The following is a 13764-nucleotide window of genomic DNA, read 5'->3' as shown; positions in this document are numbered from 1 at the left end:
CAAATTCCCGCGGAAGTTTTTCACCCCCCCTACCCTCGGGGTGATGCTTTTTTGGGTGCGTCGGGGATGGGCGATCACCGGTTCCAGTGATGCCCCGGATCGACTGGTCTACCGTCTGAGTGACAGCCAGGGAGCCGACCGCTCTTCTCCATCCGTTGCTTGGTCGAGTCGTGGCAGAACTTGCACAGGCTCGCCCAGTTCTTCGGGTTCCAGAACAGCTTCCATGCCGCCTTGAGACGAACCGGATCACCACTGTCCTTAGCGTCCTTCAGCTTGGGTGCGATCTTGTGGTCAACAATCACCGCAGCCACTGGACGCTGATCGGTCGAACACATGGTGCAGTAGGGATGTTCACGCAGATGCCCATCACGGGACTTCTGCCACTTGTACCCATAACCACGCTCAGTGCTGCTGCCTCGTCGATCATCGTTCGGAATGGACATCGGCAGGAACCTCAGTGACACCGAGCCGCTTCGCGACCCAACGCTCATACAACCCAATCGCCACATCTGCGCCGGCCATCGCAGTGAGGCATCCGATCGCGCCCGCCGTCCAGACCGACATACCGGCGCCGATCATCAGCATCATTGCTGACACACCGCAGACGATGCAGGCACCAGACCGGAGAGCCAATCGCCGCAACAAAGCCCAACCGCGCGCGCCGTCTTTATCTGCCCGCCACATCTCACCCGAAACACCGCCGACTAAGGCCAAGAGGATCACCAACCAGATCGGCATTTCCGCCAGCGCCTGCTGTTCATTTGTCATGTTCTGTCCTAAGTGGTGGTGCCGGAGCCGTAAAAGAAAACCCCGCCGAAGCGGGGTTTGGGTGACCGGCTCAGGGAGGGCCGGGTGAAGCTGCACAGCACATGCGAGGTCAGCGCCAAGGCGCAAATTCCATATCGTGGGGACTTTTTACCCCTCTCCGGAAGAACCGAAAAGGGGCCATTTTCGGTAGGTCAACAAACGACATGCAAACGACCACAATACGACCACAATACGACAAAGTACCCCGACGAACGGTAGCTAGCATGCCCGAGCGCGCCTGCTCGTTGATGCTCGGGTCAGGTTGGTTTCGAGCGCACCACTGCGTCGATCAAGTCCCCGGGTCGTGGCACTGCGAACAGTAAGGATCAATTGCACCTGCTGATGCAGACGATGAACCCAATTCCGGTACGTCCGGTCAGCGTCCTCACGAAGTCCGAGCAATTGCAGCTGAGACCGCACAGAGTACGCAGGCTGTGGCAAGTAGCGATTGCGAGCCAAGGTTGCGAGCTGAGCCCCTTTCTCTGATTGCCGCTCAAGTTGTGCGAGGGCCGCAGCGACTTCCGTCGCAACATGATCCATACCACCACCCGCCGCCATTAACAGATCACGCGACCCAGGCGTACCACGGGGCGCGCTGCCGCCCCACTGCATGATTGTTGCCATCGGGCTGCCCAACCCAGCGCCGTCGCCGACCTGGCAGTGCTGGCGCGCCCAATGCAGCATCAGCTCTTCAATTTCATCGATCATCGTCCTTCCCCCCGAAAAACCGAACCCGACACAGAAAACCAGCAACCCAACACAAACCCAACACAAATAAATCCCTTTAAAATCAATATCCTTAATAACTTTGAGTTGAGTGTGTTGGGTTTGTTGGGTTTTTCTGTTCTCGCATAAGAAAAAAATCTACCCATCGCCTTCAATGCAAATAACGTCACGCATGCGCGCACGCGATGCCAAACCCAACACACCCAACACAACAGCCGGAAACCCGCGTAAATAAAGGCTTGAAATTGTGTTGGGTAGCTAAAACCAACCCGACACACACCCGACACACCCAACACACTTTTAGGCGTAGTCATGCGGCAGCCGCCTTGATGTGGTCCCAGTTGTCCACATTCCAACCTGCCAGCTTCGCTTTCGCCCGCCAGGCGACGACCATCATGCCCAGCTCGGCCGATTTCAGTGATGGGGGCGGGGAAGCATCCTGATCAACCGGAAAGAAGAACGCACCAAACTTGCGATTACTGCCGTCTGTCCACGGTATCGAACGCGTCTTTTCCACTTCGGAATTGATGAACAGCGAGAACTTCGTCTGACTCATCATGTGTTCCTTGTTGCGCTGACACCACTCCAGGAATAGCGAGTAAAGATCAGTGGAAAGACACGGCCCCCAGAGTCCCTGACCCAGTTCGCTGTATTTCCACAAGTGCAGGAACGTCTGCCAACCGGCCCGACTCAAGGCCACCAGTCGCTCACGGGCGTCAGTTGATGGCGGACGTGTCCGCTGATTGAAGTCACCCAAATCAACCGATAGCAGCCAGCCATACAGGGCCGCGACTCCACCCTGCTCCAACTCCCGACCGATGGCTTTCTGGCGATCAACCGGCAACGTCTCCAGCGGCCAGACCACCAGCATTCGGCGATCGCTGTCACTGATCGGCCACGGCATGATCTCGTTACTCAGGAAAACCGCGTTCATATGGTTGGATTCCTCCCAACCATTGATGAACTTGGATTCCATCCGCACCGTTTTGCCCGTGACAAGGTGTTTGATCTTGCCCACCTGGTTGTAGCGCTGATCTCGACTCACAACCTCTTCGAAAACTGCCCACAATTTGCGGCTTTGCCAGGCGTTGAAATTGCTTTCCAGCTGGGTCTGGCCGACTGTCGCGGCGTACTGACCATAAAGCTTGCCCAAGGTATCGGCGAAAAACAGACTCTTGCCCGATCCCTCCATGCTGGAGTGCATCAGCACCGCGGTATCCATCTTGGCGCCCAGGTGCTGTAACGGATAGGCCAACCAGCGAGTCAACCAGATCGCCGCATTTTCATCATGGTTGCATAGGAACGAAATCAGCCACCGCAGGTTAGCGCAGGCGTCATCATCCCTCACCGGTTCCAGCGGCAGGCCATCAAACGTGTTGATGTAAACGCTCGGGTCTTTGGTCATAGTCGGGTCAAAGACGATATGGTCAACATCAACCACCCGCCGCTCGCTACTGTTCAACCACAGCGCGTATGCGTCACCCAAGGCCATTTTCACGGCACCCTCGGCAACGCGGCGCTTCTTCTCGCGATCCCAAACGTCTTTCGTGCCATCGATGTAGACGTAACGCTCGATCGGTGGCATCCCGAACGCACCACCCTTTTTGCCCGCCATCCGCCGCGACTGCTCGATGTCGCGCACATGGTCATCGGAAATCAGCTTGCGGCGCTCGGTGTCTTCCAACCACTGCTTTGCCAGGGGCTTACCGACACGCGCTTCAAATGCCGACTTCTTCATCACCCGCGACTGGTCAAAGTCCCACACATGCGTGGTGCCCTCCACCAGTGCAAATCGCCGAAGGATGTGTTCAAACGTTAACGCATCCCCCGCACCCCCATCAGGTGCCGGAGCGGCCTCGCTGGCTTCGTCGGGCATAGAGCCCGGCTCGCTCGGGTCACAAGATGGGGACGGGGGAAGATCACGCGGATCCGGGCGCGAAGAATGCTGCATACCAAGCATCCGCGCCGCGTCCTTTACCGCTCGCGACTGATCACCACCATGCTGCAACAGACAGAACACCTCGAACGCATCGTTCTGATGCCCATTCGCGAGCGGATCAGCGCCGTGGTGCGAGTAAACCTTGCCGTCGTCGCTGACCGTTACACCCGGCATCCCGGTGCTACTGTGCGGATACAGCCATTTACTGCCGCGCTTGATGTAGTCGTGTGCGCGTAACAGCTCTTCAACGTCGTGGCTGCGATTGAATTCATCAATAACCGATGGCTTGCCTGCGGCAGGCGGTGGACGCTTGATGACTTTCGCCGGAGGTGTCTTCGGTTTCGGTGCCCACGGACACGCGGCCTCGGCATCGCGCTTGAAGATGTCCCAGTGGTTCCAGATCTTAAGCAACTCAGGCGCAAGCACCGGCAAGCCATCAACAGAGCTCGGCGGCGTGCGCCAGGTGTAGGGCTTACCAGTGCCTGGGTGAATAGATGGCGGCAACACGTCTTGCACCAACCCACCACGCAATTCGAACACGGTGATGCGCTGATACTCCTCGGCCTCGGCACGCGCCTCGGCCTCACCTACTGCATCACCAGCGTCCTTGGCAGCTTTGGCCTTAGCGGTTAGAGCCTTGTGGATCGAACCATCAGGGTCTTTTTCATTCGGCCACGCAAGCGAATGACGGCTCAACTCAACGCCGTCAGGGACGCGGAACATGATGCGGAATCGTGCCGGGTTACCGACTACTGTCGGAAACACCAAGGCCATTGCATCAAGGTCAATTTCCAGCAGGTCATACAGCACTCGCCGAGTCCACTGAACGTCATCGACATCCAGCGAGCAGATGCGGCTAGGTCCCAAGACGACGCCAAGGTTGTGCTGAGGCTTCTTCTCCCAGAATGCGGCAGCCTTCCCCGACTCCGTGAAGTAACCGCCAGGTTGGTTCCAACCCTTACCCTTCGGCCCTTTCTCACCCGGCTCTATCGGGACGAGCGCCAAACCAAATGTGTCGATGTAGAACTGAGCCCAATCAGCAGTAGGCAATCGATTTTCGTGATCACTCATCTGCGCCGCTCCCGCAACCCCTGGCAACTGACGCAGGTCGCACAACCCTGGATCGTCTGTTGGCGAAGCAACGGGATAGGTTCGTCGCAATCCTCACAGATTTGCGCGCTGACGGCGCACGTCGGGCGCGGACGGCGATCCAACGCCACCTGTAGGAAGTACTCGGCCTGGTCGTTGGCGATATCGATAACGTCAGTCATCTTGGCGGGCCTCCATCGCTTCCCTGGCCCCGGCCATGATGCCCAACACCGCGCGGATTACGTCGGCGCCGTGCTTCTCCAGGCATTCAACTTCGTGCGGCTCCCAGACGTTGTCGGCGGCACCCTCGTGCATGCTGGAAACAAACACGCCGGTCTGGTGCAGCACCTTGCTGACCGCAAGCAGAGCTTCCTTGGTCGGTGCCGCCGCTTCCGGCTTGTACCAGACCATGCCAGCGGGCCGCATCAGGGCATCCAGCAACAAGGGATTTGCCGTCAGGCGTATCACCTCTTCCAGCTCATCAGGATCAAGCCACCGGCGCTCTTCGTCGTGCTTTAGTTTCTTCTGGAGGGTGTCGTAATCGATGACCATGTCCAATGCCAGAGCAGTCACACCGCCCCGATAATCATGGCCTGCCCGGTAAAGGGCTTTGCGCAGCGAAAGGACCGGGCCTGCACCCGGCAAAAGATCTGTGCGACTCATAACCGTAAATCCCCTGTTTACGGTGTGGCCGTAGAGCCAAACACGCTCTATTCTACGACCACGACCGATGTGCTGTGCGAATCGTGCTGTGCAGCACGGTTCATCGTTCCAGTCGGCCCAGGGGATCTTATGGTGAGAGGTCCTGGGCCGACGCGCTATGTAGCGACTTGCATGTACCTTGTGTAGCTCGTTACTTCCGGCCTGTAGTTTCTTTGGTGAGAGGTTTCAGGCCGGTGCTTCATCTGGCGGTATGGTATGTGCTGCGTATCGCCACCGCTGGGCTGGGGGATTCTTATGGTGAGAGGCCCCAACCCAGCACCCTTAAAGCGCTGACTCTCGATCAGCCGCTTCTTTTTCGCGAAGGAAAAGGCACTCAATAGCCTTCCCCGTCTCGTAGGAAATACCCGCCCCCTTACTGGCACGATGAATAGTCGGTTGTGTTGATCCGACCTTATCGGCGATCGCCTTCTGGGAATAACCCCGCACCGCCAGGTAGGTAAGCATCTCTTGGATTGTCATGACTCTGTTCCCATGATCTTTCTCATAACAAATCATACGAAAACGGATAACTCGAAGCAATACAATTCGCATAATTCAAAAACGTATGGTGTGCCGGTGGATATTGCAGAGCGTCTTCGAACCAAGATGCGTGAACTTGGATTGAACGAGAGCCAGCTAAGCCGCAGGGCCTCGGTTCCACAACCTACCATCAACCGAATTTTGTCGGGCGAAAGCTCAAGCCCAAGAACATCAACGGTGGAAGCGCTTTCGCGACCATTAGGCGTTACCCCGGACTGGCTTCTATTCGGCAGCGAATCCGAACCCAAACAAGACGGCTCGCCAAGCGCTAAGGACTACGCGTTGATTCCACAATTCAAGGCCAAGGGTTCGTGCGGACATGGTTACCTTAACGAGCATGTCGAAACCACCGAGGGCCTCGCTTTTAAGCGCGATTGGTTGCAGCGAATGAAAGCAAAACCTGAAAACCTGTTTGTCATTTATGCCCAAGGCGACAGCATGGAACCATACATTTTTGATGGGGATGTTGTGCTTTTCGATACGTCGCAGACAGAGCCGAGAGACAAACAAGTTTATGTAATCCGCAGGCCAGACGGCGGCAACAGCATCAAAAGATTAAACCAGCAGCTTTCGGGCTCCTGGGTTATTAGAAGCGACAACTCTGACAAAATAGCGAATCCAGATGAGCCAGCAACCGAGGAGGCTATCCATGAAATGCCATTCCTTGGTCGCGTCATATGGAGAGGCGGCGGGGTCGGCTAGCCATCACCTGCAGCGGTTTACTTCCACATACCGCTACCTGCTAACTCAAACCCGCCACTGAGCGGGTTTTTTAACGCTCGCACAAGCAACTATGCAAATTCGCATTGACTGCAAATATGAGCATTCGTATAGTTCACCTCGTACCCCTCTCACCAAAGAGTACGAGACATGCAAACGACACAGCACAGCAACACACGTTGCCCGGTCTACCTGCACCCATCTGCCTGCAGTAGCCGCGCCGCATTAGAAGCCATCCAACGCCGCACCGGACTGCTGGTGATCACCAGCCCCAAAGGTCGCACCGAGGCCATCAAGCCTCTCAACACTGCCGCAGCCGATGACAGCTCCTCGCCGTTCGGTGGTGACGCAGCATGAACAGCTATCTCATTCCACTCGCAAAACAAGAGCTCCTGCACCACATGTTGCAGGTTGGCGGCACCGCCGTGTGCCCCCTTCAACGACCAGAGCAAACCATCCATGCAAGCTTTGAAGTCGAGCTCACCGACAACAACGCAGTCATCAGCGTTGACCTGGGAGGGCACTCGGGCCACTTGACCCTCAAACGCTCAGATCGAGCAAACCATCTGCACCTTCGTGACTTTATCCAAGACATCGCGAATGGGCGCATTGAGTCGGCCCAGCTTGCTCCGGCCTCAACGACGGATGACCAGAAGCCCGAACCCGAAACGCCCGAGCCAACTCCGGAGCAACCCAGCCGCGATGCGCAAATACATCGAATGCTGGACGAGTCGGAAGCCTTGATTAAAGGCGTCCGCAAACTGCTCGCCGCCTGAGGACCGCGCCATGAATCGCACCCTGGACGAAACGGCCGCCGTGCTCGGCCTCAAACCCCGGAAGTTCCGCGAGCAACTGCGTGAGCTTCGCGTGCTGACGCAAAGCGGCGACCTGGCCAGCCACCACCGTGGCGGCGGCAACCTGTTTTCAGACCCGCGCAGCGTCCAGATCGGAACCACCAACCGCTACAAGCACTACGCCGTAGTGATGGTCACCGAGGCTGGCGTGCCATGGCTGGCTAAGAAGCTGGGCATCACCATTACGCACAAGGACGCCGCAGCATGAAAACCAACTACTTCAATGCTTACACCCAAGCTCTCGGCGCCCTGCGGCTGATTCCAATCTATCTGGACAGCCCGGGCGTGGTCAGCCGCGCCACGCTGATTGGTGCCGCAAGCGAAGCCATTGACCTGCTGGACAGCATGCCTTGCCGCACAGTGGAACTGGCCGAAGTCTTTCGCTGCGTCAACGACGTGATTCAAGAAGGCCAGGTGGCCTACGTCACCCCCACCAACTCGCCTGAGTTTCCCTTCGGCGCGGTAGTCGCTGACGAAAAAGGCCAGATCTGCGCCGCAGCCATGGGCAAGAGCAAAGAAGGCCTCGCCGAAATGATCCGCCTCAAGTTGCTGCCCCCATCGGAGGGGCTCGGGGAGGACGCTGCGTGAGCAACACCATCGACCAACTGCGAAAGGAATGGGCGACACCATGCCCAACTCTATCAGCCATCCGTGAGCGTTACTTCTCTCACATTTCTAGTGACCGCTACCTACTACGCCGCATCAGCGCTGGGCGAATCGAATTGAAAGTCACCCGCCTAGGCGGAGCAGGGAATAAAGGCACAGCAGTTGTGTACCTGCATGACCTGGCCGCCTACCTCGACGCCCAGGCGGCGAAGCAAGCGGCCTGATTCACGGCGGCCCCTGCCGGCAAGGGGCAAACAACATCCACTCAATGAGGCACAGCACATGAGCAAAGCACGCCCCTTCATCGACACGTTACGGGATATCGAGGCCGGAGGTCTGCTCGATGAACTCAGCGAAACCCAGCACAGCCTAGTCGACGCTATCCGCCAGACCGGCAAGGGCGGAGAGCTGAACATCAAGCTTACTTATAAGCCTGACGGTAGCGGCCAGATGACCATCAAGGCCGACGTCAAAGCGAAAGAACCGATCCTGGCTCGTGGCACATCGCTGTTCTTCCTGACGCCCGAAGGCAACCTGACCCGCCGCGACCCACGGCAACAAGACTTACCGCTACGCACCGTCAACGAAGAGGTGCCCGACAAACTGCGCCACGTCAGTCAGTAATTTCTGATTACCAAACCTCTCACCACAGCATCACCCAATGGAGCGCATCCAATGCAACAAGCAATTCAAGAGCTGGTAACCCTCGCCCAGGCAATCGGTAAGCCGATTGATCACCCAGGGCTGTCGGCGCCCATTGCACTGCTACCCGACAGCGTGAGCATCAAAGACCTTGAACACCTGCTGCCGAACCCCACTCGCACGCGCCAGAAACTCACTGTCCTGGACGCAGAATCGTTCATTGCATACGTGAACCGATTCGCCAATGACGCTACCGCAGTGTTCTGCAACGGCCCCGAAGGTCGCACTTTCTCTGCTGTCATCGACTATCACCAACCCACCAGCCCCGCCTGGCGCGACCACATCGCTACTTACCGCTGCCCGACCACCATCGAGTGGGGCCGCTGGAAAGAGACCGACCGCAAGCGCATGGATCAGGCCACCTTCGCCGAATTCATCGAAGAGAATGTCAAGGACATCACTCAGCGCGAGAACGAAGCAAACGACCCCAGCGCTGCCGAAATGCTGGAAATCAGCCGCACCCTGGAAGCCAAGAAAAACATCACCTTCCGTCAAGGCACCCGACTCGACAACGGCCAGGTGCAACTGACCTACAACGAAGAAATCGACGGTCGTGCCGGTGAAGCAGGCCAACTGCGCATCCCCGAACAATTCTTCATTGCCGTGAAGCCCTTCCTCGGCGGTGACGCCTTCTGCGTCCCGGCTCGCTTCCGCTATCGCATTCTGGAAGGTCGCCTGCAAATGTGGTTCGAGCTAGTGCGCCCTGACAAGGTGCTTGAAGAAGCCTACAACGCCGTTCGCCAGAAGATCCAAAGCGCAATCGGTGACGTACCACTTTACGAAGCCACCCTGTAACTAAACCCCAAGCAACACCCCGCCGCCGGCCTCTCACCAAGAATCCCGTCGGCGGGCTCTACTGAGGTACACAGCACATGACCACAATTCAAATCTACGCATTGATTGGACTCATCGTCACAGCCGGACTTCTTTTCTGGTTCGGCCACATGGTGGGTCGTAGCGACGGCCTGACCGCAGGAATCGAAGAAGGGAAAGACATTCAGCGCGCCGAAAACGCCAGAACCATTCTCGAACTGAAAGCCTCCCTTCAGTTCATTCAAGCCGACCACAAGCACCTTGCACAACAGTGTAAAAAACTCAAGGACAGCAAGGTAATCGTCGAAGAACACCATCGAATCTTGCTGGATATCGCCGAAAAACTGCGTATCGCAGCCGAGACATTCAGCGCTTTTCGCACCGGCAAAAAACTCGAACGAGACACCCTTGAGCTCCGCGATCAAGCACTCGCCATGGCAACACTTCTGGAACCAGTAGCAAAGGAGAATGCAGCATGAATCGAGTCAGCCCAATGCTGCGCCTTACCCCACAGGCTGCCGGCGAGCTCCAACGGCAATGCGCCAAAGCCACCACAGAGCTCCGGGAGCTGACTCACTCTCGTAAAGAGTTTGATCGGCAGCTGGCCGTGCTGATCGGCAATGACGCCCTACGCAAGCTGCACAAGGACACCAAGAATGCATTGCTGCTGGCCGACCTGGTCAAGGAGGCCGCATGAACAGCAAAGAAAACATCACTCTTTGCATCTATCACGGCAACTGCGCTGACGGGTTCGGCGCCGCCTGGGTTGTCCGCAAAGCCTTGGGCGCCGAGATCGAATTCCATGCAGCCACCTATGGCCAACAACCGCCTGATGTAGCGGGAAAAAAAGTGATCATCGTCGACTTCTCGTATCCCTACGAAACGCTTGTCGAAATCGCTGACCAGGCAGCATCGGTCCTGATCCTCGATCATCACAAAACGGCGCAAGAAGACCTTAAAGGGGTGTTTGCCGCGGGCGAGAACTATGAACAGTTCAACCGCGAATGTAAGGCCGAATGCTTGAGCTGCAATGCGCCACATATCGGACAGCATTTTGACATGACCCGCTGCGGTGCCGGCCTCGCTTGGGACTTCTTTTTCCCCGGCCAGCCGCGCCCGCAACTGATCAACCACATCGAGGACCGTGATCTTTGGCAATTCAAACTGCCCGGCACCCGCGAGATCATGGCGGACCTGTTCAGTTACCCGCAAGACTTCGCGACCTGGGACCTTCTCTTCGCCGACGATATCAACGCAATGCGCCTAGATGGTGAAGCCATCAATCGCCAGCACCAAAAGACCGTAGCCGACCTGGTCCGCACAACCAAACGCCGCATGCTCATCGGCGGGCACGATGTACCTGTCGCAAACCTTCCATTCATGTTTGCTAGCGATGCTGGGGCTCTTATGGCTGAAGGCGAACTCTTCGCCGGCTCTTACTTCGATACTCCTGATGGACGAACCTTTAGCCTGCGCAGCACAGACGTCGGCATGGATGTGTCCGAGATTGCCAAACAATATGGCGGTGGCGGACACCGCAATGCCGCAGGCTTTCGGGTGGCTCTCGATCACACTCTGGCATATCCCACAGCCCACCCCGATAACGCAGCAATTCTGCAGCAGCTGGACAATCTCGCATGGCTACTCGCCGAAGGCGTGCTGATACTGAAAGAAGAAAACCCCGGAGCCGCCGATTGGTTCGCCGAAGCCGAAGCCGCTCTGACCGCTCTTCCGCTTCCACCACCAGATCCCTCCACTGCTGCAATTCAGTTCGCACTGGAGCACGCCACCGGTCATTGCGCCGGCATGGAGTTCCTACGCCTCTGGAATGAAGGCGACTTCGACACAATTCGGGACCTGTGGCGTGACGCACCGGAAGAAGTGTTCATCGGAGCTGATCCACTGTATTGCAAAAAAGCTGACAATCAGGAGGTCACGCCATGAATTCCGCGCAACAACCTCCAGTCGATCCTAAAGAACGCCAGATTCTATTCACCGCGCCGATGGTGCGCGCGATTCTCAGCGGTCAGAAGACGGTCACGCGGAGGGTGATCAAGCCTCAGCCGACACTCGAAACTGACGATTGGGTTTTAGATGCTGGCGGTACCGGGAAATGGATGGCGTCCGGTCCGTCACCAGCGACCGGCGGCACCCGTCAAACTCGGGGATGGTCTGCGTGCCCATACGGAAAGCCCGGCGATCGCCTCTGGGTGCGTGAAACGCTTGAGGTGGTAGCGGCATGGGGCGTTTATTACGCCGCCTCTGGCCCGAATTCACCTGAGGGGTACTTGGACGAAAAGGACATGCGCGGCATCAAGCTACTGGAACGCTACAGCGACCATCACGACGTCAACCTTGCCCGCCGGATCCCTTCCATCCATATGCCGCGCTGGGCTAGCCGCCTCTTGCTGGAAATCACCATGGTCAGGGTCGAGCGATTGCAGGACATCAGCCCCGATCAGGCATTCGCCGAAGGCGTGGATGGATCGATGTGCCAGCAGTTTCTGGAATCGTCTCCGACGCGTTTCACCTGTCGCGAGGCCGAGATTCATGGATTCTCTGGCCTATGGGAATCCATTAATGGCGCAGGCGCGTGGGATACCAACCCATGGGTCTGGGTGGTCGAGTTTAAACGGGTGACGCCATGACAGCACTTCGCCGAACAGTCCGAATCCGTCGCGGGCAGATGCCGCCCCTAGACCTCCAAACCATCTGCGACAAATGCGACAAGTCGCGGGCACACGGCAACCACGAACAATGCAGCAAGCTGCGCCAGGCCGAAGGCATCGCGCGCCGTACAGGGGAGCAACAGCAATGAGCCTTCCACGCTGGGTAATGATCAACCGCGCATCCGAACTCACCGGCTACAGCGAAGACGCCATCCGCCACAAAGTGAAGAACGGTACCTGGGCACAGGGCCGCATCTGGCGCAAAACGCCAGACGGCCGCATCGCAATCAATATGACGGAGTACGACAAGTGGGCCGAGAGCGCACCGCAGGAAGCGGCCTAGAAGCCGAGTTGGCCAAACACAAAGGGATTGAGTTACACGGCGGCAACATTCGCGTCGTGTTCATGTGGCGGCGAGTCCGCTGCCGCGAATCCCTCGGCCTTCCAGTTACCAAAGCCAACATCAAACATGCCGCCCTACTCAGGGCGGCAATCATTCACGAGATCAAAACAGGGCACTTCGATTACACGCGTCACTTTCCCAACTCGAAGAACGCGACCAACTACAGCAACGTAAAGGACGAACGCCTGGCCGCACTGATGGCCCGCTACAAACCACTGAAGGCCGTCGACATCACCCCGATGACCGAAGAAAAATACGGATACGCGCTGGATATCTGCACCGAATTATTGGGGCCAGACCGGTTGGCAGGCATCCTTTTACCCGAAGATATCCAGCTGCTCAGGACACAACTGATCTCCACCCGGGCGCCTTCCACAGCGAACCATTACCTGGCCACGTTTGCCGGCTTCTTGGCGTGGTGTGAAAACAACAGCTACTGCCGCAAAGGGCTGTCCGCTGCTTGCATTCGATTCGCTATGATCGGTCGCGAACCGGACCCATTGACCAGGGGCGAGTTCGAACAGCTGCTCAGCAAAGGTTGCCTCCACCCACAGGACTCGGCCGCAATCACACTTGCGGTCTACACAGGCCTTCGCCCGGGTGAGATGTGCGCATTGGCCGTCGAGGATGTCGACCTGATCGCTGGACAGATCAACATCACCCGGGCCATCACTGCGGACGGCACGTTCAAAGTACCCAAGACCGGCAAACCGCGCGCAGTACTTTTGATGCCGCCAGCTGTTGAGGCCTGCAAAATTCTACTGGGCTTGGTGGCCGATCACGCACCGCGCGAGATCGAGGTGTACATGAATCGCCACGAAAGCCGTGTCGAAACAGTCACCCCGCTACTGTCCCCAACCACACAAGCCCGGAAGAAAATCATCAACCAATGGTTTATCCCCACGTCATGGAACACTAAGTGGGCAGCCATTCAAAAGCGCTCGGGGATTCGCCCTCGCCGGCCATACCAGACTCGACACACCTACGCCTGCTGGTGCCTGACTGCCCGTGGTAACCTTGCGTTCATTGCAAAGCAAATGGGCCACAAGGACTTCACCATGCTGGTCGAGGTGTACGCCAAGTGGATGGACGACGAGTCGCCGACCGAGCTTCTACACATCTGGTCGGGCATTCAAAAGCAAACCAAAAAGCCCCATTTTTGCCCCACACTTTTGAACGAATAACGCTAAGCCA

Annotated in this window: 21 protein-coding genes; 14 read left to right on the top strand and 7 right to left on the bottom strand. The window is 57.4% G+C overall.

The features are described from left to right. Positions 1-74 precede the first annotated feature (74 nt). The 7 genes from ACYZTX_RS08225 to ACYZTX_RS08195 form a co-directional block, all read right to left on the bottom strand. On the bottom strand, positions 75-443 hold the full coding sequence (locus ACYZTX_RS08225) for an HNH endonuclease (RefSeq protein ID WP_462033650.1): 369 nt from the start codon (positions 441-443) through the stop codon (positions 75-77). Then, on the bottom strand, positions 424-768 hold the full coding sequence (locus ACYZTX_RS08220) for a phage holin family protein (RefSeq protein ID WP_462033649.1): 345 nt from the start codon (positions 766-768) through the stop codon (positions 424-426). Before ACYZTX_RS08220 ends, ACYZTX_RS08225 begins: the two co-directional genes overlap by 20 nt. Positions 769-1026: 258 nt before the next feature. Further along, positions 1027-1515 carry a hypothetical protein gene (locus tag ACYZTX_RS08215; RefSeq protein WP_462033648.1) on the bottom strand — a complete coding sequence of 163 codons (489 nt, stop codon included), beginning with the start codon at positions 1513-1515 and terminating at the stop codon, positions 1027-1029. A gap of 328 nt (positions 1516-1843) precedes the next feature. Continuing rightward, on the bottom strand, positions 1844-4543 hold the full coding sequence (locus ACYZTX_RS08210) for a bifunctional DNA primase/polymerase (RefSeq protein ID WP_462033647.1): 2700 nt from the start codon (positions 4541-4543) through the stop codon (positions 1844-1846). Further along, positions 4540-4743 carry a TraR/DksA C4-type zinc finger protein gene (locus ACYZTX_RS08205; protein ID WP_008036046.1) on the bottom strand — a complete coding sequence of 68 codons (204 nt, stop codon included), beginning with the start codon at positions 4741-4743 and terminating at the stop codon, positions 4540-4542. The genes ACYZTX_RS08210 and ACYZTX_RS08205 overlap by 4 nt, the downstream gene beginning before the upstream one ends. Beyond that, positions 4736-5224 (bottom strand): phage regulatory CII family protein, encoded by a 489-nt coding sequence (locus ACYZTX_RS08200; protein ID WP_462033646.1) that lies wholly within the window; start codon positions 5222-5224, stop codon positions 4736-4738. The genes ACYZTX_RS08205 and ACYZTX_RS08200 overlap by 8 nt, the downstream gene beginning before the upstream one ends. Before the next feature lie 321 nt (positions 5225-5545). Next, positions 5546-5743, bottom strand: coding sequence for a hypothetical protein (locus tag ACYZTX_RS08195; RefSeq protein WP_462033645.1), 198 nt, complete (start codon positions 5741-5743; stop codon positions 5546-5548). 12 nt (positions 5744-5755) lie between these two features. Between ACYZTX_RS08195 and ACYZTX_RS08190 the strand changes: the two genes are divergently transcribed. From ACYZTX_RS08190 to ACYZTX_RS08125, 14 genes are all read left to right on the top strand, one after another. After that, positions 5756-6505: an XRE family transcriptional regulator gene (locus tag ACYZTX_RS08190; RefSeq protein WP_462033644.1), complete on the top strand. Its 750-nt coding sequence runs from the start codon at positions 5756-5758 to the stop codon at positions 6503-6505. Between the two features lie 168 nt (positions 6506-6673). Then, the gene (locus ACYZTX_RS08185; protein ID WP_462033643.1) at positions 6674-6880 is read left to right on the top strand and encodes a hypothetical protein; all 207 of its coding nucleotides are present in this window, start codon (positions 6674-6676) and stop codon (positions 6878-6880) included. After that, positions 6877-7299 (top strand): hypothetical protein, encoded by a 423-nt coding sequence (locus ACYZTX_RS08180; RefSeq protein ID WP_462033642.1) that lies wholly within the window; start codon positions 6877-6879, stop codon positions 7297-7299. Before ACYZTX_RS08185 ends, ACYZTX_RS08180 begins: the two co-directional genes overlap by 4 nt. A gap of 10 nt (positions 7300-7309) precedes the next feature. After that, entirely contained in the window at positions 7310-7585 is a 276-nt protein-coding gene (locus tag ACYZTX_RS08175; RefSeq protein ID WP_462033641.1) for a hypothetical protein, read from the top strand. Beyond that, positions 7582-7965: a hypothetical protein gene (locus tag ACYZTX_RS08170; protein WP_462033640.1), complete on the top strand. Its 384-nt coding sequence runs from the start codon at positions 7582-7584 to the stop codon at positions 7963-7965. The genes ACYZTX_RS08175 and ACYZTX_RS08170 overlap by 4 nt, the downstream gene beginning before the upstream one ends. After that, positions 7962-8207 (top strand): pyocin activator PrtN family protein, encoded by a 246-nt coding sequence (locus ACYZTX_RS08165; protein WP_198131988.1) that lies wholly within the window; start codon positions 7962-7964, stop codon positions 8205-8207. The genes ACYZTX_RS08170 and ACYZTX_RS08165 overlap by 4 nt, the downstream gene beginning before the upstream one ends. Before the next feature lie 58 nt (positions 8208-8265). Next, positions 8266-8607, top strand: coding sequence for a hypothetical protein (locus ACYZTX_RS08160; RefSeq protein WP_462033639.1), 342 nt, complete (start codon positions 8266-8268; stop codon positions 8605-8607). Positions 8608-8658: 51 nt separating this feature from the next. Next, positions 8659-9480 (top strand): YfdQ family protein, encoded by an 822-nt coding sequence (locus ACYZTX_RS08155; protein WP_462033638.1) that lies wholly within the window; start codon positions 8659-8661, stop codon positions 9478-9480. Positions 9481-9557: 77 nt separating this feature from the next. Beyond that, positions 9558-9977 carry a hypothetical protein gene (locus ACYZTX_RS08150; RefSeq protein WP_462033637.1) on the top strand — a complete coding sequence of 140 codons (420 nt, stop codon included), beginning with the start codon at positions 9558-9560 and terminating at the stop codon, positions 9975-9977. Continuing rightward, positions 9974-10195 (top strand): hypothetical protein, encoded by a 222-nt coding sequence (locus tag ACYZTX_RS08145; RefSeq protein WP_462033636.1) that lies wholly within the window; start codon positions 9974-9976, stop codon positions 10193-10195. Before ACYZTX_RS08150 ends, ACYZTX_RS08145 begins: the two co-directional genes overlap by 4 nt. Continuing rightward, a complete protein-coding gene (locus ACYZTX_RS08140) occupies positions 10192-11442 on the top strand; it encodes a DHH family phosphoesterase (RefSeq protein ID WP_462033635.1) in 1251 nt (416 codons plus the stop codon). The genes ACYZTX_RS08145 and ACYZTX_RS08140 overlap by 4 nt, the downstream gene beginning before the upstream one ends. Beyond that, positions 11439-12146 (top strand): hypothetical protein, encoded by a 708-nt coding sequence (locus ACYZTX_RS08135; RefSeq protein WP_462033634.1) that lies wholly within the window; start codon positions 11439-11441, stop codon positions 12144-12146. The genes ACYZTX_RS08140 and ACYZTX_RS08135 overlap by 4 nt, the downstream gene beginning before the upstream one ends. 166 nt (positions 12147-12312) lie before the next feature. Then, positions 12313-12510 carry a hypothetical protein gene (locus tag ACYZTX_RS08130; protein WP_056856218.1) on the top strand — a complete coding sequence of 66 codons (198 nt, stop codon included), beginning with the start codon at positions 12313-12315 and terminating at the stop codon, positions 12508-12510. 8 nt (positions 12511-12518) lie between these two features. Next, positions 12519-13754, top strand: coding sequence for an Arm DNA-binding domain-containing protein (locus ACYZTX_RS08125; protein WP_462033633.1), 1236 nt, complete (start codon positions 12519-12521; stop codon positions 13752-13754). Positions 13755-13764 lie beyond the last annotated feature (10 nt).

The sequence above is a fragment of the Pseudomonas sp. MDT1-17 genome (assembly GCF_054898105.1).
Note: the sequence above shows the minus strand (reverse complement) of the source record. Positions and strands in the feature narration are given on the sequence as shown.

Excerpts from the sequence above, each read along its gene's own strand:
- ACYZTX_RS08175 (WP_462033641.1), top strand. The coding sequence starts at position 7,310 with ATGAATCGCACCCTGGACGAAACGGCCGCCGTGCTCGGCCTCAAACCC.
- ACYZTX_RS08145 (WP_462033636.1), top strand. The coding sequence starts at position 9,974 with ATGAATCGAGTCAGCCCAATGCTGCGCCTTACCCCACAGGCTGCCGGC.
- ACYZTX_RS08220 (WP_462033649.1), bottom strand. The coding sequence starts at position 768 with ATGACAAATGAACAGCAGGCGCTGGCGGAAATGCCGATCTGGTTGGTG.
- ACYZTX_RS08190 (WP_462033644.1), top strand. The coding sequence starts at position 5,756 with ATGATCTTTCTCATAACAAATCATACGAAAACGGATAACTCGAAGCAA.
- ACYZTX_RS08200 (WP_462033646.1), bottom strand. The coding sequence starts at position 5,224 with ATGAGTCGCACAGATCTTTTGCCGGGTGCAGGCCCGGTCCTTTCGCTG.
- ACYZTX_RS08205 (WP_008036046.1), bottom strand. The coding sequence starts at position 4,743 with ATGACTGACGTTATCGATATCGCCAACGACCAGGCCGAGTACTTCCTA.
- ACYZTX_RS08225 (WP_462033650.1), bottom strand. The coding sequence starts at position 443 with ATGTCCATTCCGAACGATGATCGACGAGGCAGCAGCACTGAGCGTGGT.
- ACYZTX_RS08130 (WP_056856218.1), top strand. The coding sequence starts at position 12,313 with ATGAGCCTTCCACGCTGGGTAATGATCAACCGCGCATCCGAACTCACC.
- ACYZTX_RS08195 (WP_462033645.1), bottom strand. The coding sequence starts at position 5,743 with ATGACAATCCAAGAGATGCTTACCTACCTGGCGGTGCGGGGTTATTCC.
- ACYZTX_RS08210 (WP_462033647.1), bottom strand. The coding sequence starts at position 4,543 with ATGAGTGATCACGAAAATCGATTGCCTACTGCTGATTGGGCTCAGTTC.
- ACYZTX_RS08160 (WP_462033639.1), top strand. The coding sequence starts at position 8,266 with ATGAGCAAAGCACGCCCCTTCATCGACACGTTACGGGATATCGAGGCC.
- ACYZTX_RS08215 (WP_462033648.1), bottom strand. The coding sequence starts at position 1,515 with ATGATCGATGAAATTGAAGAGCTGATGCTGCATTGGGCGCGCCAGCAC.
- ACYZTX_RS08135 (WP_462033634.1), top strand. The coding sequence starts at position 11,439 with ATGAATTCCGCGCAACAACCTCCAGTCGATCCTAAAGAACGCCAGATT.
- ACYZTX_RS08170 (WP_462033640.1), top strand. The coding sequence starts at position 7,582 with ATGAAAACCAACTACTTCAATGCTTACACCCAAGCTCTCGGCGCCCTG.
- ACYZTX_RS08150 (WP_462033637.1), top strand. The coding sequence starts at position 9,558 with ATGACCACAATTCAAATCTACGCATTGATTGGACTCATCGTCACAGCC.
- ACYZTX_RS08185 (WP_462033643.1), top strand. The coding sequence starts at position 6,674 with ATGCAAACGACACAGCACAGCAACACACGTTGCCCGGTCTACCTGCAC.
- ACYZTX_RS08140 (WP_462033635.1), top strand. The coding sequence starts at position 10,192 with ATGAACAGCAAAGAAAACATCACTCTTTGCATCTATCACGGCAACTGC.
- ACYZTX_RS08155 (WP_462033638.1), top strand. The coding sequence starts at position 8,659 with ATGCAACAAGCAATTCAAGAGCTGGTAACCCTCGCCCAGGCAATCGGT.
- ACYZTX_RS08180 (WP_462033642.1), top strand. The coding sequence starts at position 6,877 with ATGAACAGCTATCTCATTCCACTCGCAAAACAAGAGCTCCTGCACCAC.